Raw genomic sequence first — 19,319 nt, 5'->3', positions numbered from 1 at the left:
AACACATCCCCGTCAATACGGTTCTCGCTGGACGCTTACAACTCTCTGTACAGGTTAATTAATTTGTTTGCTAAAGCGGCAACCTTTTGAAGCGCTTATATAAAAAACGTTGCGGTTACGGTTAAAATAGCCCTCGCCGCATTCTGTGCAGCCTATTTTTTACTATCAACAAAGCAGTGAAGCCGGATTACATTAAGGATGTAAAATGTTTCAGTTATTCAGTGTCAGCTATAAGCAGCTCATAACAGGACGTTCTGAAGAGCTGTTTATGCTGAGAAAAAAAACGTTTAGCGACAGGCTTAATTGGGACGTTAAGTGCCTGAACAATATGGAAATTGATGAATTTGACGGCGACGACACACAGTACATTCTGGGCGTTTACAGGCAACAAATAATTTGCAGCACAAGGCTTATTCCGCTCGATAAGCCGAACATGATCACTCATACATTTTCAGCGCAGTTCGGCGATGTTCCCCTCCCCGGAAACCTGATCGAATCCAGCCGGTTTTTTGTCGATAAATCCCTGTGCAAACAGCTTCTGGGGGACGCTTACCCTGTGAGCTATTGCCTGTATCTCGCTCTGATTAATTACGGTATTGCTAACCACCTTGATTCTCTTTATACCATCGTGAGCAAATCAATGCTTGCCATACTCAGGCGTACAGGGTGGCGTATCCGTATCGTAAAGGAAGCGTACCTGACGCCAAAAGAGCCTATTTATCTCCTGCATGTCCCTACAGACAAAGCCAGCCAGGCGATAATGGCTCCAAAAGCCGGGAGAACGTTAGAAATCGAGCCTCAGGCGCTGTTAAAATGGCCGCTGACATTACCGGTCAGTCATAAAATTTAGTACTAATCAGGTTCAGTTCAACGCCCAGCCGAATTGCCTGCCGGGCGTTACTGACATTCATCTTTTTTACCAGGTTGCCCATATGAAATTTTACTGTATGAAAGGTAATTCCCATAATTTTGGCAATTTCGGTATAGGTTTTTCCCATGCTCGCCCAGTAAAGCACTTCATTTTCTTTGGGCGTAAATATAGGGTTGCTTTCTCCCATCGGCTTCATCCCCTGCGGTGATTTTGACGTCCGGGTTTGCAACAGCTTCATCATCTGCTCATGAATTTCAATTAACGCCAACTGAAGCTGCCCCATTCCCTTATCTCTTATTGTCTGCTCTAACTCAACCCGCTCCTGCTTCTGGATAATGAGCGAAAGCAGCGCAACATTATTTAAGTGATCGTGAAGCACAAAGGTAAAGCCGTTCACCACATTGAACTGTTTTGACAGCGTAAAAATTTTCGACACTCTGATTTCATTCATCAACGTGATATTTTCATCCCAGGAGAACGGCGAAATCCTGCGAAACGCCGCCAGAATGACCGGATCGATTTGGTGAAAATGATTATCCCGGTAGACTTTTTCCCACTCGCTGGGGTAGCTGGTAATAATTAAGACTTTTGAAGGATCTTTTTTACTCAAAACCGTATAGGCATATTCTGGCAATCCATAAGGTTGCAGCTTTCGTTCGATATAGTCACGCAGCGTACTGCTGAGTGCATTATTGTCATTAAAGCTGGAAAACATGCGCGACTCCTTTGCAAAACCTGAGCTATGTTTAGCGGGAAACTACACTTTTAGTTAGGTCCCGTCCCTACATAAGTGCAACTTACATATCCGAAGTGCAGACATTATAATCAATCCCGCTCGTCAGGGGAAAACCCTGGCGGAAGATATTATCAGGCTACATACAGCGCTTAGTTAGCATCAGGGAAACAACACGGGGTAGTAAATCCCGGGAAGTAATTAACTATAAAAATAATTAAGCATCCTTCGGGATGAAATGACATAGTATGTGGCGCAACTTCCCGTTGCGCCTTCTTTTTATCAAACGTTGCCTTCGCGAAAAGGTAATAACTTGCCGGCTTTATCGGGTTAGCGAAACGCGGTTTTATGCCAGGCTTTACCTCTATCCGCGACTTTCCGCCACGATTCAATGAAACGCGCTTCGCCCCCACATGTTGTCTGGCATGTCTATCGTTGCCTTTAAACAAAACTTTCGCTACAGCGTTTCCTCATTTCGCTTTTACGCTACGTGGCTTATGCATTGTTCATTTGTGCCCTGCTGACAGAGAGGTTCAGACGCCGCAATAGCACAAGCGCCTGCGCCAGGCTATGGTTTGAAAACAGACACCACGACGCGAGGAATGTTTATGTATCAGCCGGGCGATATCGTGCAGCCCCGCCCGGGCGGGCAAAAGCTCAGGGTGATCGAAGTGCACAGCGATCAGATTGTCGGCATCCCCCTGGAGGATGAAAATGGGGAAAAAATCACGCTGAAGGCCGCTGACGTGACGCTTTATCGTAAAAGCGCAGAAGCCGGCGATGGCTAAACCCACCGCCATCTGCCCGGGTACGGTTTTGTCCTGAGCAGGATGAAACCAGCCTTAGTCAGGCGGCTGGCAAAATGACGCTGCGAACGCGTGCTAAAAAGTCTCTCACTCCCCGTGAGTATTTCTCTCAGCCCGGCAGTACAGCCACCGCAGACAGGCGAGGCCCCCTCGCCCGGGCGGCAACGTGGACAATGAAGCAGGCGTGCCACGCCCGATAACAGGATACAACCGCAACCGGCCAGTCCGCTGATTTTATGCCTCGCCGAACAACCCCGCCAGGTAACGCTCCAGCGCAACACGCGAGCTAAAGCCGTGAGGAATACCGTAGTGCTGCTGCGCATCACCGCCCAGCCACAGCGGAAATTCACGGTAGTGATCGCAGGTTTTCATATCTGTGGCCGGTTCAGCCAGCGACAGGCTACGCTCTTTAAGCCCCGGATGAATCACCAGCGCCGTGCGCCCCATGCGGGCCTCACGGTTAACATACACATAGTTGCCTTCACGCCGGTAGCCATAAGCCTTGTTCGTGACGGTATCCATAGTAAATCCGGCTTTTTCGAGAACGCGCGCTACCTCATCGGGTCGTAAATACATAGTTTTTCCTCGTCGACTTTTACAGCCTCGCAACCTTACAGTATGCCCGCGCCCTGTGCTTTCGGAAAATTCTTCAAACCACCGTGCGATCCGCGCCACGTCTGCCATCAGAGTTAGGCTACACTCAAATCAGGTTGACTAACCGGGAGAAAAGCATGTTCAGTAAACGAAACAGCGGTATGAATGAAGATGGCGATATCAGCAAAGATATTAAAGAAATGGCGCAAACGCTGGAAGATGTGCTCAACAGTTGGGGCGACGAAGCCGGCGAAAAGAGCAAACATGCCAGACAACGCGCCAAAACGGTACTTGCCGCATCCCGCGTCCACCTTCACGGCCACGGCCGCGCCGTACAGCGCGCACGGGACGCCGCAAGCTGCACCTGTTCGTGGATGCAGGATCGCCCCTTATATAGCGCAGGGATCGCCGCGCTCATCGGTATAGCCATCGGCGCGCTGCTGGTTTCACGCCGCCAGCCCCGGCAATGCTCCCGCTTAAAGGGGCGTCTGATTTCAAGCCTTCGGCGGCGTGCCTGATACCGCCTCGCCGGCGACGCCGATTTCAGCGACGCCTGCACTCTTACGGGCGTTATCAATGCCCGAATTCTAATTATTGATTTGCAAGGCTGTAGCGTGAAGTAAACGGAGCGCTGCAACACAACGCTCGCCCGGCGCGAAGCAGGCTGCACGCAGGGAAAGGCGCGGACGCCAATATTCAGGCCACGTTGGCCACGGGATTAAAGCGCGCCTGGCGCAGATTGTTGGTTGGATAAAAGAAACGTTGGCGGCCCCTTAACACCCAGCGGGGTCGCCGGTTTCGGCGGCCTGCGCCCGTAAACAAAGGCAGGCAGCCGCGGGCTGCGTATTGCCGCACGTCAAAATCAATGCCGGCCGCTTCTCAGGCGCAGTCGCTTCGCGTTACAGATAACGGCAAAGATAGGCGCTCGGTTCAGCCACCTGAAGATGGAACTCACTGTGTCCCGGCACATGAAACACCTCGCCCGGCCCGTAAGTTCTCCACATTGTTTCCCCTGCCAGCAGCACATTCAGCGCGCCGCTAACAACGGTCATCTCTTCCGGCTGGCCGGTACCAAAGGTGTATTCTCCCTGCGCCATGACACCGATGCTTGCCCGTCCGGTGCTGCTGGTAAAACCAATGGATTTTACTTTTCCTGAAAAATAATCATTACTTTCAAGCATAACAGCCCCTTATTTATACAAGTCAGTTATTCACTATAAAGAGCGCTTGCGTATGCTGTCACGTAAATTTTAGCGCCTATATCATAAGCTCTGACGCCAGCCGGGCTATCAGCATATGGGAAAGCAGAACCGGTATTCCCAGCGTTTTTTGTAGCAAATCGCGATGGCGTGGATGAAACCCCAGGCAATCCAGCACCAGGACATCCGCCCCACGTGTTTTCAGCATGTCGCCGGCGCGTACCAGCGCGGCATCGTCGTCAGGCGGCGCACTCGGGCCATAGAGAGGTTTCATCTCCAGCGCCTGCCACTTCTGCCGCTGCGACGGCGTTTGCTCAGGCGCCAACAGCAAAATCCCCACCTGATGCCCTTCAACAATAGACGCCACCAGCGGCGGCACAATGCGATCGGGTACCAACAGCAGCGCTTTATGCGCATTCAGGCGGGAAAATCGCCCGTTGTTGAGTACCATAATGATGCCGTACCCCTGGGCTTCGAGCACTTCAATGACGGCCTGAAGCGCCAGTTCAACTTTTTCATGGGATACCGACACCAACGCGCCATCACGAAGCCGCGCCAGCAACGTCTCTTCCCGCTCGCTCGCGCCATAATCTTCAAGCGCTTCTTCAGAGGTTAACCGACCCAGCAGGCTCAGATGAGTAATGTATTGTTCAGGGATATGCTCGGTAAGAAGCGACATAATGTCATCGTCCGACACGGCGCCAACGGTGACAATTGCCAGGGGTGTGTTCATTATGCCGCCCTCCTTACTTCATCACTGTTTTTGGCACAACAGGGACTCTCGCTCGGTTATAATTTAATCAAAAAGGATAGCAGTACGATAAAAAAATGCGTTAAAAATTTAACAAAGTAAAAACAAAAAAAGCAGCAAACGTATAACCGGTACTGGCAGGATCAGATTTACATTGCGTGGAGAAACACTTTGCAACCGGCGCAAAAACGCCGGTTAAAAGCATTTAACTGGCGCACAGAGGCTGCGCCGAACCCTGAGCCAGCGCGCGGGTAACGTGTTCAACAATAAGCGCTGGCGGCAACGAAGCATCAACAATATGATGCGCCGTTTCACGATAAATGGCATCGCGCTCGGCCAGTATCTGAGCAACTTCATCAACGGTGCCCCGCCCGGTTAGCGTCGGACGTAACCCCGCCTCAGGGGAGGCTTCCAGCCGCTGTGCCAGCACCTGCGCCGGGGCGCACAGGTAAATAACCGTTCCCCGCTCCCGCATAAAACAGCGGTTTTGCTGCGCCAACACCATGCCGCCGCCGGTCGCAACCAGCGTGCTATCCGCCGCTACCGCCTGTAGCGCCTGACTTTCTCTGGCGCGAAAGCCTTCCCAACCTTCCTGTTCTACAATCTGCGCAACGGTCATCCGCGCTTCACGCTGAAGCCAGTGATCGGTATCAATAAAGTGTAAACCCAGCGCAGCGGACAGCGCTTTACCCGTCGTGGTTTTGCCGCAGCCGCGGGCACCAACTAAAAACAGGGGTTGTGTCATTACTGGCAAATCCTCTTTCCTTGCGCATTGTGTAACCATTACGGTGGTATGGCGAATAAGCGAACGATAATCATACCAGCCGATGGATGCGTATCAAGGTGTAAAATAATTTTTACTTACAAACTTTTACTGACAATAATTTCACAAAAAATCAACAAGAATGGGAAATTAAATGTAAATAAAACATAACATCGTCTGTACAATATACAAGACGCATATGCCCATGCCGCAGCATGAAGCATAGCCGGTAACACTTTCACATGCGACTTTACTCACTAATTATTTACAACACATCTTTTTGTTTCACTCTGAAATATGACGCAGTGAACGGAACAGTGGTAATCAGAGGCAAGTGGAAGAGCAACGCCTGTTAAGCGCCGTGTGCAGGTCAGAAAGAACGACGCCCCATGCAATGCCTGCGCCGAAGCGCAAATTAACCAGCGGCGGAGCCGGCAACCTGACCTGATTCCGGAAGCGACGGTAAAGCAACTTAACGCCCAGGTTCAGGTGCCACAAGCGCAGGCTAATTAAAACAAAGCGCCGAACAGAACAGCGGCAGCGTCCCCCGCCGGGCTACCTGACAACAGCACGTCACATTTAACTCTCACCTGGCAAGAAAGCCCTGACAACTCGCCGGTTTTCGCCAGCCAGTTAAAAAACGCTGCGCAGAATACCGCCGCACCGCCAGGCATGCAGCCTTCAGCGCACGCGGCGGGTTTATGGACAGCGTGTTGCAGGCGGCGGCAGGCATGACGGACAGCCTGGCGCCGATAAACCAGTTAACCGGTATATTCCAGCACACCCGACCAAATTGTTACTATTATCAACACGCCCGCACGGAATACCGACATCGTCCAAACGCATAACGCAGCCCTGCGGGTGGGCCACAGGGCGCAAACCGCTTAACACGGCGTCGCCAAAACGGATAAATTACGGCTGCGACAGCAAGCGTTGGAATTAACCGCGTTGCGACGCCAGCAGCCACTTATCCAGCTCTGAGGCAAATTGCTGGCGATCCCGCGGGCCGAGCGCCGCCGGGCCGCCGGTCTGGATGCCGCTGGCGCGCAGCGTATCCATAAAATCACGCATCGTCAGTCGCTCGCGGATAGTTTCCGGGCGGTAGCGTTCACCGCGCGGATTCAGCGCAGCAGCGCCCTTTTCAATCACCTGCGCAGCCAGCGGAATATCAGCGGTAATCACTAAATCGCCCGCCTCACAGCGACGCACAATTTCATTATCCGCCACGTCAAAACCCGTCTGTACGCGTAACGTACGAATATGCGGCGATGGCGGCACGTTTAACGGCTGATTGGCCACCAGCGTCAGCGTTGTACCGGTGCGCGTAGCCGCCCGATACAACATGTCTTTAATCACGTTTGGACACGCATCGGCGTCCACCCAAATTTGCATAGCGGCTCCTGCCGGATCAATGAAGGGCGGATTGTCGCCGCAGCGCGCAGCCGTTGCAACCTGTCTGTGCTTTTTGTTTACCCGGTTACGGCGCGGTAAACGCCGCTAACCGATACAGCATACCCCACAGACACCCCGATCTGCGTCAGGTCGAAAACCATAGCGGACGTGGTCAACTGAAGCTCCCGCCGCTTCACACTCTCCCGGCATGCGCCATGCGTCCATTTTTAGCGCTCTGCTGCCCGTTCCCGATGTACAATGCGCAATTGTTGATCAGACGAGGGACAACCTATGGAAAAAAAAATCGGGTTTATCGGCTGCGGGAATATGGGCAAAGCAATTCTTGGCGGGCTTATCGCCAGTGGCCAGGTACCCGCCGGACATATCTGGGTCTACACCCCTTCATCCAGTAACGTGCAGGCGTTGCGCGAACAGTATGGAATCAACGCCGCGCAGAGCGCACAGGAAGTGGCGCAGGTTGCCGATATTGTGTTTGGCGCAGTAAAGCCGAATATCATGCTAAAAGTACTGGGCGATATCGCTTCCAGTCTGAATAAAGAGTCGCTGGTCGTCTCCATTGCCGCGGGGATTACGCTTGACCAGCTTGCCATCGCGCTGGGCCACGATCGCAAAATCGTGCGCGCCATGCCGAACACGCCAGCGATGGTCAACGCCGGGATGACGTCCGTTACGCCCAACGTTCTGGTCACGCCGCAGGATATTACAGACGTCGTCAATATATTTCGCAGCTTCGGCCATGCTGAAGTGGTCGACGAAGCCATTATCCACCCAGTCGTGGGCGCCAGCGGTTCTGCGCCAGCTTACGTCTTTATGTTTATTGAAGCTATGGCCGATGCCGCCGTACTGGGCGGCATGCCGCGCAAACAGGCTTACAAATTTGCGGCACAGGCGGTAATGGGATCGGCAAAAATGGTGCTGGAAACTGACGAACATCCGGGCGTACTCAAAGACAGGGTTTGTTCGCCGGGAGGCACAACGATTGAAGCCGTACGCGTACTTGAAGAGAAAGGTTTTCGTTCAGCCGTCATTGAAGCGATGGAAAAATGTATGGAAAAATCACGCGCAATGAGTAAATCCTGACAAAACGGCTTCCGGAGTCAACGCCTGCGCTAAAAGCGGCAACCGCAAAAATAGTGAATAACAACCCGGGCGCTGAACTGAAGTAACGAACCCCCGGATCGGTATCGGGTCAGCACCGGATTGCAATCCGGGGAAGTGAGCGCGCCGCGCACAGTGCGTCCATTGCTCACAAAGAGGGCAAGGCCCCGTTTTGCCCTCTTTGTGACTGCTGACGAACCCCAACCTGTCGCAGACAGGGTGGATGAAATACAATAAAAATCAAAGAAATGAATTTCACCTGCTTACCATAAAGAAGGTAAAACCCCGTTTTGCTCTCTTTACGGCCATCATCTGAGCAATTTCCAGATGTTTTTTCTGGCGCTTCTGGCTAAAGCCGTTTGACCCGCAAAATAACAACACGCTTTTTCTCTGCACAGGGCGACGAATGCCAGCAGCGTTAAAGCTTACGCGGATACCTCCCATTCACCCATGAATCAATCCCGCTTTTCTGCCTAACGCAAGGCGAACGCAACACCCGGCCTGCTTTAAGCGAACAATATTACCCTACAACACAGTGGGCTATGGCGCATCAAAATAAAACAGAACGCCTGTCGAACCAGCAAATATCGACTTGCCTGTGTTGCGAATATATTATTTTGGTTTTAGCTGAAGTAGCTTGCGCATATGTTGTTGTATTAATTCAGGATGTTTTAAATGGGTATTATTGCAAGACGTAAACTGCGTAATATCCTCATTAATACGGGTAGTAAAAGAGTAAAAATCTGTCGAGCTCATTTGGCCTATTAGCAAAGTTACCAAACATTCCAGCGCGCTAATACGGGCATCCTGCTCATCTAACTCAGCGTCCTTTTCCGCCAGTTTAACCAGTAATTCGGCAATTAAATTTTTCATGGCGAGACTTCCGAGACCGGGATTAACATCAAATTAACACTCAAGCGGGATAAATCCTAGCAAATAACATAATTATTTTTTATCCCAGGAAAAATATGCGTCTGACATCTAAAAACATTAGCGAAACGTTTAAACGTTATCAGAAACCTGAGCGATTCAGGTCATTATAAATAAGCCGCGCAAGGATAATACTCACGCCGCGTTTTATTGCCGAATAACACCGCATTTAATCCGGATTTCTGCGGCGCAGCGCGGCAGAAAATTGCCAGAGATTAATTAGCACAACGAACGCCGTGACGAGAAATACCCAGCGGTAACCTGCTATTGCAGACACCCCCGCCCCTGTCAATGGCCCCACAACATTTCCCAGGTACATAAACGATTGATTATAACCAAAAATACGCCCGACCACCTGCTCGCTGACATTTTTAAGCAGCATTGTCTGTACTGCCGGGAGCATGGCGCCGTCGGCAAAACCCAACAGAAAACGCAGCACGCCCAACTGTAGCGGCGAAGTCACAAAAGACATAGCGAAGAACAGTACGACAGTGCAGGCAAGCGTAGCAACCAGCACGCGCGCCGTGCCAATCCGATCGCCAAGTTTACCCAGCCGCGGCGCCGACAATAGCGCCGATACCCCAGGCACCGCCGCAATCAGGCCGCTTATGAAAGCGATATTTCCGCTGTCTTGCGACATATCTTTGATAAACAGCGCCAGTATTGGCCCTACAGAGCCGTTACCGAGCTGTATGACCAACGAAGTAATAAACAGACTAAAAATAAGGCGTCGGTGCGCCAGCGAGGCAAATAACGCTTTTGCGCTCAGGCGCTCGCCTTTTGCCGCAGCGGGCCGGACGCCCTCTTTAATCAACAACAACGTAACCAGAAAACTGACCAGCAGCAGCGAGGCCGTAATCAGAAAAACAACGCGCAGCCCAAAGGCATCGGCCATAAAGCCCCCCATGAGCGGCCCGACGATTACACCGCTGATTTGCGCTGTGGATAGCGTACTGAGCGCCCAACCGCTACGCTCGCGCGGAACCTGAGAGGCCACCAGCGCCATAGCATTAGGGATGTAGCCAGACGTGAGCCCCATCAAACCGCGCAGTAAAAATAACTGCCAGACGCTGGTGACAAACGCCTGTAGCAGAATAGCTATCGCCATGCCAAGGGAAGCGCGCAGCAGCATAAGCTTACGCCCTTTGCGATCGGCAAGATTGCCCCACACGGGCGACACAATAGCGGATACCAGGAAAGTAATGCTAAAAGTAAGTCCGGACCACATCGACAGCGCCTGATGAGAAGAGACGCCAAGCTGCTCCACATACAGCGGTAAAAACGGCAAAATCTGGCTGATAGCAAGGCCGGTAAAAAAACAGCCAAACCAGACTGAGATGAGATTAACCTTCCACTTTTCCATCCGAACAGACCCGGTAAATCGGTAATCAGTAAGCCGGCAGCGCAGCCTGCGGCGGGAGCGAAAATATGTGAACACAATCACATAATGGCGCACAGCATACCAGACGTTGTTTCATCGGCACAGGCCAAATCCACGCACGCCGAGATGAAAATGGCCCGCATGGGCGGCATTGTATTGCGGCCCAAGGGCCGTGCCATACCACAGGCAACTTTCCTGAAAAAGCGCTTTTAGTACTGCGGATGTCTTACCCCCGGCACGCCAACCCTTCTCTATGGTGATGCGCTGCCCGTTAGCAAAACGAAAGCCGCTAACGTCAAGCGCGTCTGCCGTGGCATGCTCGCTAAGTCTGCCTTCAGGGCGGTTATAGATATTACGGCAGGCAAAGCTGCCCACGTGGTCGATACGCGTCAGCGCGCTGCCCTGAAGGCGCCGCGCCAACGGCGCGGCATGCTGATGTATGTACATGGCGCTGCGCAACGCCAGCGGGCAACTGGCAAGAAACCGGCTGCTTAACCCTACGGCGCCAAAGCGCTCCACGCGAACCACATTATTAAGCGGACAGGGACCGGCAACGTCGCGCTGCGCCTGCCAGCTAATCATGCCGCGTGCGCGCGCCTGCTTCAGCAGTGCGATACACCGCTGCGGCTGCTGCGCCAGTTTATGCAGCTTATAGCGCGTAAACGTGCCGGGCGGATCGTCAAGCGTCAGGGGGATAAATGGATTATATTGCGTTGGCAGGCGCTGTAGCCCCCACCAGCCGCTCGCGAGAACAACCAGAATTATCATCACGCCAACCGCCCCTTTTGCCATACTCCCCCCTCGCGCTATGCCGACGCTTTTAGGCTGTGTTCCTTAAATCTGCATGGATGCTGCTGGCGGCTATTTTTAGGCGCGGCAAGGCACAAGCCGCGCAATTTAGTGGCCCCAAATCAGCGGCAAGTAACGCAGCGGCGCGTAAAAATAGCCCCAGCCCACCGGGGCGCGTGCGAAAAAACGCTGACTGCGTTGTTGGGCTTGAACAGAGAATCACTCTGCCCTGCGCCTTGCCAGCGGGTTTTTCGCTCAGCGCCAGCATCATGAGGATTAAGGAACACGGCCTGTATAGCCGCTTCTCACGACGGCGCTGTTCTGGCGATATCCCCAGGGGCGCGATGCTGCGCGTGCAAAACAGGCGGCGACGGCGCCTCGCATAAGAAGTGAACAAAGGCTCGCCGCTGCGGCTAATGAAATGTGAACCAGGACGTAAAAACAATATTCAGGACTATTCCGCAACATAATTTACCAGCAATCTGATGTCACCACCGGGTGCAGATTGCCAGACTTACCTTCGTCCGGGCGCGCTAAGCTGCCCATTTATATCCTGCGGGAGGTCGGCAATGGCAGAATTTCCTCTATCTAAACCGGTGATCACTGGCTCAAAAAGAGACGCATCGACCCTCGGCAACGCGGCCTATGCCGTGTTTGTCCTGTTCTGCTTCTGGGCCGGTTCACAGGCTATCAATCTCCTGATGAATATGCCGGGTCTTTTTGAACACCTGATGCAAAGCAGCGGCGCTGCGACACGCCCCTATGTTGAAATGGGGTTTGGCGTAAATATCCTGTTTGGGCTGGGCGTATTTACCGTGGGCGCGCTGGTGCTTGGCGCAATTGTCTTCGCAGCGCGTCTCTTTTACCCTCAGCGCGCCTGAACGCATTTATCGACGCATACAACTGGCACGGCGTGCGTCCACGCGTTTTGCAAACCACGCTGTCGTCAGGTTGCGGGTTATTTTGGGGCTTTCAAGCGTGATACCAGGCAGCATTTCTCTGGGCAGCTTCCTGCCGGCCCGGCGCTCTGCCAGCGAAAATACCGCATTATAAAGTTTACTGTTTTCAAACGCCGGATCATCGCTCTTTCGTAAGGCGCGGTGAATTTCGCTGTCGCTCATTTTCAGCCGGGAAGCCAACTTACGCACCGCCAGCTCGGTTTGGCCCGGTTCATCGCTGTCATAACGTATTAAGTCCCCGTCCAGCGCCAGCTTCACGCCTGAGGCTTTACTCACCGCGTTCTGAAAGGCTGCATTGCGGCTGGCGTACCAGCCGGCATTGAAATCCGCAAAGCGATACAGCGGGCTGCTGTAGCTGGCCGGATAGTTCAGCAGATGATAGATGCCAAACCACAGGCCGCCGCGCCGGGTGAAGACTTCCTGGCGTACTGTGCCATCGATTTTCCACGGATAGTCGGAGGCGTGCTGCTCGGCAAAAGCGATACTGACCTGCATTGGCCCGCCGGTTCGCACCGGGTTCAGATTACCAAACAACGTCTGCCCCAGTGGCGCCATATTAATGAAATCATCGAAAATCGCGCTGAGCTCCCCTTCGCTTTTCACGTTATCAAGCCGTTGCGTATAGCTTTTGCCGTCAGGCGAACGAATTGACAGCGCGCCACGCACCACAAACGCGGGTATATATAACTTGCCTGCCCGGCGGTTGATTTCCTGCCAGGCGATTCGACTTAACCCTGGCACCTGCGGATCGCTTTGATAGGTAGATTCCTGCGCCGCAACGGCCAGTACCGAGCAGACATTCTCTTCACTCGGCGCCAGCTTCTGGCTGGCAAAGGCCGCTGCAATATCCTGCGCCCAGGCGTTGCGATCTTTAACGCTGCCCGGCATTTTCTGACGTACCGTAGCGGCCACATCTACCGGTTTGACGCCGTCAGGCAATTTTTGCTGCGTTTGCTGGCTGGCGCAGCCTGCCAGCGCCAGCGCGCCCAATAGCAGTCCCGAACGAAAAGCATGGCTCATAGCGTTCTCCTTTTTATGCAGTCCGGAGCCTGCCATTTTTGCATCTGCGCCGTCAATACCACAGACATTACGGTGACTCTGACGCCTGGCACAGCGGCGATTCGTCCAGTTGGTGTTCAAAACGCCGTAAGCGTTTATAAATAGACATCAGCTCCACCAGCGTCGACCACGACCCAATCAGATACTGGAAGGCACCGCGCACCTTTTCAAATACATTGGTTATCTGCGTTAGCAGCCCAAGCGTGATGGTGCCCGCCACAATAGAAGGAAAGAGCAAAAACAGCCCAAAAACATTATCAACCTGAAGATAAAGAATACGTGCGATATTGAAATACATGTAGTGAAAGTAGAGGCGAAAATAGTTGCGACGCACGTCAGTAAACAGCTCGCGTACAGTAGGCGGCGCCGCGCGCTGCGGATCGTCTTCGCCATAGACCAGCTCCTTGCGGTAAGCCGCCTCCACACGCTGGTTTTTAAACTCAAGCCCGGGTAATTTAATCCCGACAACCGCCAACAACCCGGTTCCTATTAGCGCCCAGATAATGGCCGCCAGCACCAGCCCATAGGGCACGTGCCCCACAAACGGGAGCGCCTGCACATGAGGCGACAATGCAACCAGCACCGGTAAAAACGCAATTAGCGTCATCACCGCCTGAATAAACCCAATACCTACGCTTTCAAGGGTGGTGGCAAAACGCATGGTATCTTCCTGTACGCGCTGAGCCGCCCCTTCGATATGGCGCAGACGCTGCCAGTGCGCCATATAGTACTCATTCATGGCGGTGCGCCAGCGGAACACATAATGGCTAACAAAGAAATTATTAAGCACGCCTACCGTCACCGAAATCAGCGCGATACCGAGAAATACCTGCAAGCCTTTGTAAAACTGCGAAAGGGGGACGCTGCCTGGCTTACTGAGCGCCTGCTGGATAATATCGTAGAATGGCGCATACCAGGCGTTAACCGCCACGCCCACCTCCACCAGAAACCAGGTCACAAAAATAATTAACGCCGATCCGAGAATCGACCAGTATTGCCAGCGGTGCGGGCTTAACGTAAACCAGAACAGTGCAAATATCCCCACGCAAACGGCGTAGTAGGCATAAAACAGCAGATAACCGGCCGACCAGAACCGCGCTGCGCTAATGGGCGATTCGCCACGGATGCCAGCCAGCGCCATCAGCCATTCTCTTCCCCCCAGTTGCCAGAAAAGTACGGCAAAAAACGCCCAGACAACCGCCGACAAAAAAAATGCCGCCGGCCGGGGAAAAAATGATTTAAACATCGACAACCTCTCCTGCAAATTCCTGTGCTTACATCAAACATGCGCCCGTTATACTGCAAAGCGCGTACGGCAGATTACAGGATGTTGTATCAAAACATAAAATATCCCTGTAGAAACAGCGCCAAATCAGAAAGTTCCTCTCGTCTGGCAACGGAAAGCCTGCCAGCCGCGCGGGCGTCATTTAACTAACAACGGAAATTCCCCCTCTCCGTTCCTGACGTAGCGGCACGGCAAGAACGGTTTATCAAAACCCGCCGTGAATTTTTATCACATAGCGGATAAATCAGCAGCGCAAATCTCTGGCCTGCCGACTGCATCATGAAAACGCCGCCTTACATAATTTTGTTAACAGAAATACGTAACCCCGCTTGTTTTTTACTCTTCATTAACAAAACGGGTTGGGCCGCCGTCGTCGTTCACCGCCGCTTTTATTGAGAAATGTAAGGTTACGTTTTTTCCTGACAAAATTAGCGCCGAACGCTGGCGAAGCGCTGATGGGTGGTGTAAATACCAATGACCCCATGATATTAACGAATCTAACGGATCGAACACCTTGAAACGACGTCTACTTGCGCCTGGCGCTCTGGTAATAGCCGCGTTAACTTTTTCACAATCGGCCGGCGCGGCGTCTACTGAGCCGCTTTTTACTTCCGATACCGTTGAACGCTACGCTAATCAAATCTTTTATAACAGCGGCGCGACCGGCATGGCGCTGGTCGTAATAGACGGCAATCAGCGCGTATTTCGCAGCTTTGGTGAAACGCGGCCCGGCAACAATGTACGTCCGCAGCTTGATTCGGTTGTCCGCATCGCTTCCATAACCAAACTTATGACAAGCGAGATGCTGGTAAAGTTGCTGGACGACGGTATTGTGCAGCTAAACGATCCGTTGAGTAAATATGCGCCGCCAGGCGCATACGTGCCATCGTTTAACGGCGAGCCTATCCGGCTGGTCAATCTCGCAACCCACACCAGCGCTCTGCCGCGTGAACAGCCAGGTGGCGCGGCCCATCGCCCCGTTTTTGTCTGGCCTACGCGCCAACAGCGCTGGAGCTGGCTGCAAAACGCTACGCTGAAAACGAAGCCGGGCACTACCGCAGGCTATTCGAACCTCGCCTTTGATCTGCTGGCGGATGCGCTCTCCCGCGCTGCGGGCATATCGTATCCGCAGTTGTTTGAAGAACGCATTGCGCGCCCGCTCGGTATGAAAGATACCACTTTTACGCCTTCGCCAGATCAGTGCGCGCGCCTGATGATCCCTGAAAAAGGCGCCAGCCCGTGTAACAATACACTGGCGGCTATCGGCAGCGGCGGCGTCTACTCCACGCCGGAGGATATGATGCGCTGGATGCAGCAGTTCCTGGCCTCGGATTTTCACATCCGCAGCAAGCAGGCCGACAGAATGCAGACGCTGATTTATCAACGCAACCACCTTACCCGCGTCGTGGGTATGGATGTGCCCGGCCGCGCCGACGCGCTGGGCCTCGGCTGGGTATATATGTCACCGAAAAACGACCGCCCCGGCATCATTCAAAAAACCGGCGGCGCGGGCGGTTTTATTACCTATATTGCGATGGTGCCTGCAAAAAACATCGGCGCATTTGTGGTGGTGACCCGCTCGCCGCTAACCCGCTTTGCAAACATGAGCAATGGCGTAAACGATCTGGTAAGCGAATTAAGTCGCCAGCAGGACATCCAGCCTGTGATTGAACAGGCATCGATAAATAATAGTGATGAATTGTTGACCAGCCGCCCTTTCCGGTAACGTTTTGCAGGCCGGCTTTTTGTAACAATACAAGCACACAATTAACGTACTGTATTTATCTGCCGATTCTATAATTGGGAAAATTCTCAAACAGAAGAACCACTATGAACGACCGTACGGAACGTGTGCTGCTGCTGGATGAACACTTACGAATCTGCGGTACGGAAGATAAAGCGCGCGTACATACCACGCATACGCCGCTTCATCTCGCCTTCTCATGCTACATCTTTAATGACGAAAACAGGCTGCTGCTGACGCGACGGGCCTTAAGTAAAATGGCCTGGCCCGGCGTATGGACAAATTCGGTATGCGGTCATCCACTTCCCGATGAACCTTCGCCAGTTGCGCTACGGCGTCGCTGCTGCCAGGAACTGGGGCTTAATGTAGAGAATATATGCGAGGTTGACCCCGATTTTCGCTATCGTGCGGTAGATGCCGGCGGTGTGGTTGAAAATGAGGTTTGCCCGGTCTTTTTTGCTCGCGCCCTCCACTCGCCGCAGCCGAATCCCGCTGAAGTAATGGACTTTTGCTGGTCGCCGGTTTCCAGCGTACTGAATGTCGTACGCGCCGTTCCTGCAGCGTTTAGCCCGTGGATGGGCCAACAACTCCAGCGCGAGGCCGTGCTGGCGGCTATGGCCTCGCGCATGCGATAACGCCCTTAAGCCGTCGCGCTCCCCGTCGTGTGGAAGTGAAAGCGGCAATCCAAAAACGGTTTAAAAAAGGGAGCGTGAAGAACAGCGCAGTTTATGAATATATCATTGCTGTTTCTTACGTATGTCATTATTTCAGACGATTGATAAAATTTGCCGCATAGGCCAGCTCAATAGCCCGTGCGTTTGACAGGGCCATTTTTATTTAACGCAATGGCGTCTCGCGCGAGCGGCGCCGCTTGCGGGATAAAGCGCGCAATCTCCGCCTGCGCCATGCTCACTGTTTCTACGCTATATTACCTTCCTTCTTTTATTATGACGCAACCGCCAGCGAATACTTTCCACTCAATCCCGCAGCTCACATCGTGCTTTGATAAGCCGGCTCTCAAAAAATAATGCATTTACTTTATTTATTACAGTGGTTACTATATCGACCGCAATTAATGAGGTTATGTCAAAATGGATAGTTCGTTTTCTCCTATAGAGCAGATGTTGAAATTTCGCGCCAGCCGGCACGCGGATTTTCCGTATCAGGAAATTTTGCTGACGCGTCTGTGTATGCATATGCAGGGCAAGCTACTGGAAAATCGCAACAAGATGCTGAAAGCGCAGGGAATTAACGAGACTCTGTTTATGGCGTTAATCACGCTGGAATCTCAGGAAAACCACAGCATTCAGCCCAGTGAGCTGAGTTGCGCATTGGGTTCTTCCCGAACCAATGCGACCCGCATTGCCGATGAGCTGGAAAAACGCGGCTGGATCGAGCGCCGCGAAAGCGATAACGATAGACGCTGCCTGCACCTTCATCTGACCGAAAAAGGGCATGAATTCCTGCATCAGGTACTGCCGCCGCAGCACAACAGCCTTCAACAACTCTGGTCATCGCTTTCAGGTACGGAAAAAGAGCAGCTTGAGCAGATCACACGCAAATTGCTCGCACAGCTTGATAAAATGGAAAAAACGCAGTTTGAGCCAGAAACGAGCCGCTAACCGCGCATAAAAACCCCGTTCGGTTATATTTCAGTAAACTTATTTCACAGGCCAGCATCTCGCCATGCTGGCCTGTCCGGCTGAGCAGCCCGCAAACCGTGGCTAATGATAGCTAAAATAATAATTGGTCTGGAGAAAAGCATGAGCGCACAAGCACAAGCGCAAACCCCACTCAAGCCGAAAAAGAGCAAACGTAAAGGCATTCTCCTTCTGCTGACGTTATTTTTTATCCTTCTGGCTGTGGCCTATGGCATCTGGTGGTATCTGGTGCTCCGCCACTACCAGGAAACAGACGACGCTTATGTATCGGGCAACCAGGTACAAATTATGTCTCAGGTCTCCGGCAGCGTGACTAAAGTGTGGGTGGATAACACCGATTATGTGAAGCAGGGCGATGTACTGGTCACGCTTGACGCCACCGATGCACAACAGGCGTTCGAAAAAGCAAAGACTCAGTTGGCCTCCAGCGTACGCCAGACCCGCCAGTTGATGATCAACAGCAAGCAGTATGAAGCCAATATCGCCGTGCAAAAAACCGCACTGGCGCAGGCGCAAAGCGATTTACGCCGCCGTGAACCGCTTGGCAGCGCAAACCTCATCGGCCGCGAGGAGCTGCAACACGCCCGCGACGCGGTAGCCAGCGCTCAGGCGAAACTCGATGTGGCCGTGCAACAATACAATGCAAATCAGGCCATGATTCTCGGCACTCGCCTTGAAGATCAGCCCGCAGTGCAGCAGGCCGCCGCCGAAGTGCGAAACGCCTGGCTGGCGCTGGAGCGCACCCGTATCGTCAGCCCCATGACCGGCTACGTATCACGCCGCGCCGTACAGGTTGGCGCGCAGATTGGCCCTGCTACCGCGCTGATGGCGATTGTACCCTCGACAAACCTGTGGATTGACGCCAACTTTAAAGAAACCCAGCTTGCCCATATGCGTATCGGCCAGAAAGCCACCGTCATCAGCGATATCTATGGTGATGATGTGAAGTACACCGGTAAAGTTGTCGGTCTGGATATGGGCACCGGCAGCGCATTTTCGCTGTTACCGGCACAGAACGCCACCGGCAACTGGATTAAAGTCGTACAGCGCCTGCCTGTACGCATTGAGCTTGATGAAAAACAGTTGGCGCAGCATCCGCTGCGTATCGGCTTATCGACGCTTGTAAAGGTGGACACCACTAACCGCGACGGCGAAGTTCTGGCAACCCAGCAACGCCAGGGGCCGGCCTACGCCAGCAACGCGCGTGAAATCAAACTGGAGCCGGTTAATAAGCTGATTAACGGTATTATTCAGGCAAACGCAGGCTGACGTGGCGGAGGTTG

The 19,319-nt window shown here is 53.0% G+C and carries 20 protein-coding genes; 9 read left to right on the top strand and 11 right to left on the bottom strand.

Annotation, left to right across the window (positions count from 1 at the left end; all coding sequences use genetic code 11):
* Positions 1 to 205: 205 nt before the first annotated feature.
* On the top strand, positions 206 to 850 hold the full coding sequence (locus JJB97_RS10880; protein ID WP_263457933.1) for an acyl-homoserine-lactone synthase: 645 nt from the start codon (positions 206 to 208) through the stop codon (positions 848 to 850).
* Here JJB97_RS10880 and JJB97_RS10875 read toward each other — a convergent pair.
* Complete coding sequence (locus tag JJB97_RS10875; RefSeq protein ID WP_238714033.1) at positions 834 to 1,586, bottom strand: helix-turn-helix transcriptional regulator; 753 nt, start codon at positions 1,584 to 1,586, stop codon at positions 834 to 836. The two genes, JJB97_RS10880 and JJB97_RS10875, sit on opposite strands and share 17 nt — an antisense overlap.
* 626 nt (positions 1,587 to 2,212) lie before the next feature.
* On the opposite strand from JJB97_RS10875, the gene JJB97_RS10870 reads away from it, so the two are divergent.
* Positions 2,213 to 2,392 carry a hypothetical protein gene (locus tag JJB97_RS10870; protein ID WP_238714039.1) on the top strand — a complete coding sequence of 60 codons (180 nt, stop codon included), beginning with the start codon at positions 2,213 to 2,215 and terminating at the stop codon, positions 2,390 to 2,392.
* 252 nt (positions 2,393 to 2,644) lie between these two features.
* Here the strand turns inward: JJB97_RS10870 and JJB97_RS10865 are convergent, their stop codons facing one another.
* Entirely contained in the window at positions 2,645 to 2,986 is a 342-nt protein-coding gene (locus JJB97_RS10865) for a DUF2002 family protein (protein WP_238714032.1), read from the bottom strand.
* A 155-nt stretch (positions 2,987 to 3,141) separates the two neighbouring features.
* On the opposite strand from JJB97_RS10865, the gene JJB97_RS10860 reads away from it, so the two are divergent.
* The gene (locus JJB97_RS10860) at positions 3,142 to 3,522 is read left to right on the top strand and encodes a DUF883 family protein (protein ID WP_238714031.1); all 381 of its coding nucleotides are present in this window, start codon (positions 3,142 to 3,144) and stop codon (positions 3,520 to 3,522) included.
* A gap of 381 nt (positions 3,523 to 3,903) precedes the next feature.
* Here the strand turns inward: JJB97_RS10860 and ppnP are convergent, their stop codons facing one another.
* From ppnP to JJB97_RS10840, 4 genes are all read right to left on the bottom strand, one after another.
* Complete coding sequence (gene ppnP / locus JJB97_RS10855) at positions 3,904 to 4,185, bottom strand: pyrimidine/purine nucleoside phosphorylase (RefSeq protein ID WP_238714030.1); 282 nt, start codon at positions 4,183 to 4,185, stop codon at positions 3,904 to 3,906.
* Positions 4,186 to 4,261: 76 nt separating this feature from the next.
* On the bottom strand, positions 4,262 to 4,936 hold the full coding sequence (locus tag JJB97_RS10850) for an AroM family protein (RefSeq protein ID WP_238714029.1): 675 nt from the start codon (positions 4,934 to 4,936) through the stop codon (positions 4,262 to 4,264).
* Positions 4,937 to 5,159: 223 nt separating this feature from the next.
* Positions 5,160 to 5,699 carry a shikimate kinase AroL gene (aroL, locus tag JJB97_RS10845; RefSeq protein ID WP_238714027.1) on the bottom strand — a complete coding sequence of 180 codons (540 nt, stop codon included), beginning with the start codon at positions 5,697 to 5,699 and terminating at the stop codon, positions 5,160 to 5,162.
* A 957-nt stretch (positions 5,700 to 6,656) separates the two neighbouring features.
* Positions 6,657 to 7,109 (bottom strand): YaiI/YqxD family protein, encoded by a 453-nt coding sequence (locus tag JJB97_RS10840; RefSeq protein WP_238714025.1) that lies wholly within the window; start codon positions 7,107 to 7,109, stop codon positions 6,657 to 6,659.
* A 291-nt stretch (positions 7,110 to 7,400) separates the two neighbouring features.
* Between JJB97_RS10840 and proC the strand changes: the two genes are divergently transcribed.
* Positions 7,401 to 8,210, top strand: a complete 810-nt coding sequence (gene proC, locus JJB97_RS10835; protein WP_238714024.1) for a pyrroline-5-carboxylate reductase — start codon at positions 7,401 to 7,403, stop codon at positions 8,208 to 8,210.
* 630 nt (positions 8,211 to 8,840) lie between these two features.
* Here proC and JJB97_RS10830 read toward each other — a convergent pair.
* The 3 genes from JJB97_RS10830 to JJB97_RS10820 form a co-directional block, all read right to left on the bottom strand.
* The gene (locus JJB97_RS10830) at positions 8,841 to 9,101 is read right to left on the bottom strand and encodes an anti-adapter protein IraP (RefSeq protein WP_238714023.1); all 261 of its coding nucleotides are present in this window, start codon (positions 9,099 to 9,101) and stop codon (positions 8,841 to 8,843) included.
* A 226-nt stretch (positions 9,102 to 9,327) separates the two neighbouring features.
* Positions 9,328 to 10,521: a multidrug efflux MFS transporter gene (locus JJB97_RS10825; protein ID WP_238714022.1), complete on the bottom strand. Its 1,194-nt coding sequence runs from the start codon at positions 10,519 to 10,521 to the stop codon at positions 9,328 to 9,330.
* A 111-nt stretch (positions 10,522 to 10,632) separates the two neighbouring features.
* The gene (locus tag JJB97_RS10820; RefSeq protein ID WP_238714021.1) at positions 10,633 to 11,331 is read right to left on the bottom strand and encodes an extensin-like domain-containing protein; all 699 of its coding nucleotides are present in this window, start codon (positions 11,329 to 11,331) and stop codon (positions 10,633 to 10,635) included.
* A gap of 566 nt (positions 11,332 to 11,897) precedes the next feature.
* Between JJB97_RS10820 and JJB97_RS10815 the strand changes: the two genes are divergently transcribed.
* The gene (locus JJB97_RS10815; RefSeq protein WP_238714020.1) at positions 11,898 to 12,209 is read left to right on the top strand and encodes a DUF2755 family protein; all 312 of its coding nucleotides are present in this window, start codon (positions 11,898 to 11,900) and stop codon (positions 12,207 to 12,209) included.
* A 6-nt stretch (positions 12,210 to 12,215) separates the two neighbouring features.
* Here the strand turns inward: JJB97_RS10815 and JJB97_RS10810 are convergent, their stop codons facing one another.
* Together JJB97_RS10810 and sbmA are read right to left on the bottom strand one after the other, a co-directional pair.
* Positions 12,216 to 13,307, bottom strand: a complete 1,092-nt coding sequence (locus JJB97_RS10810; protein WP_238714019.1) for a DUF1615 domain-containing protein — start codon at positions 13,305 to 13,307, stop codon at positions 12,216 to 12,218.
* A 67-nt stretch (positions 13,308 to 13,374) separates the two neighbouring features.
* Positions 13,375 to 14,592: a peptide antibiotic transporter SbmA gene (gene sbmA / locus JJB97_RS10805; RefSeq protein ID WP_238714018.1), complete on the bottom strand. Its 1,218-nt coding sequence runs from the start codon at positions 14,590 to 14,592 to the stop codon at positions 13,375 to 13,377.
* A gap of 553 nt (positions 14,593 to 15,145) precedes the next feature.
* Here sbmA and ampH point away from each other — a divergent pair.
* The 4 genes from ampH to emrA all read left to right on the top strand — a co-directional run bounded on the left by ampH (position 15,146) and on the right by emrA (position 19,305).
* Positions 15,146 to 16,357 carry a D-alanyl-D-alanine-carboxypeptidase/endopeptidase AmpH gene (ampH, locus tag JJB97_RS10800; protein ID WP_399198430.1) on the top strand — a complete coding sequence of 404 codons (1,212 nt, stop codon included), beginning with the start codon at positions 15,146 to 15,148 and terminating at the stop codon, positions 16,355 to 16,357.
* A 104-nt stretch (positions 16,358 to 16,461) separates the two neighbouring features.
* Positions 16,462 to 17,010: an isopentenyl-diphosphate Delta-isomerase gene (gene idi, locus JJB97_RS10795; protein WP_238714017.1), complete on the top strand. Its 549-nt coding sequence runs from the start codon at positions 16,462 to 16,464 to the stop codon at positions 17,008 to 17,010.
* Positions 17,011 to 17,466: 456 nt separating this feature from the next.
* Positions 17,467 to 17,997 (top strand): transcriptional repressor MprA, encoded by a 531-nt coding sequence (gene mprA / locus JJB97_RS10790; protein WP_238714016.1) that lies wholly within the window; start codon positions 17,467 to 17,469, stop codon positions 17,995 to 17,997.
* A 141-nt stretch (positions 17,998 to 18,138) separates the two neighbouring features.
* Entirely contained in the window at positions 18,139 to 19,305 is a 1,167-nt protein-coding gene (gene emrA / locus JJB97_RS10785; protein ID WP_238714015.1) for a multidrug efflux MFS transporter periplasmic adaptor subunit EmrA, read from the top strand.
* Positions 19,306 to 19,319: the final 14 nt, after the last annotated feature.

Source organism: Tenebrionibacter intestinalis, from assembly GCF_016632365.1.
Classification (GTDB): Bacteria; Pseudomonadota; Gammaproteobacteria; order Enterobacterales; family Enterobacteriaceae; genus Tenebrionibacter; species Tenebrionibacter intestinalis.
This window is presented reverse-complemented; position numbering and strand designations above follow the sequence as displayed.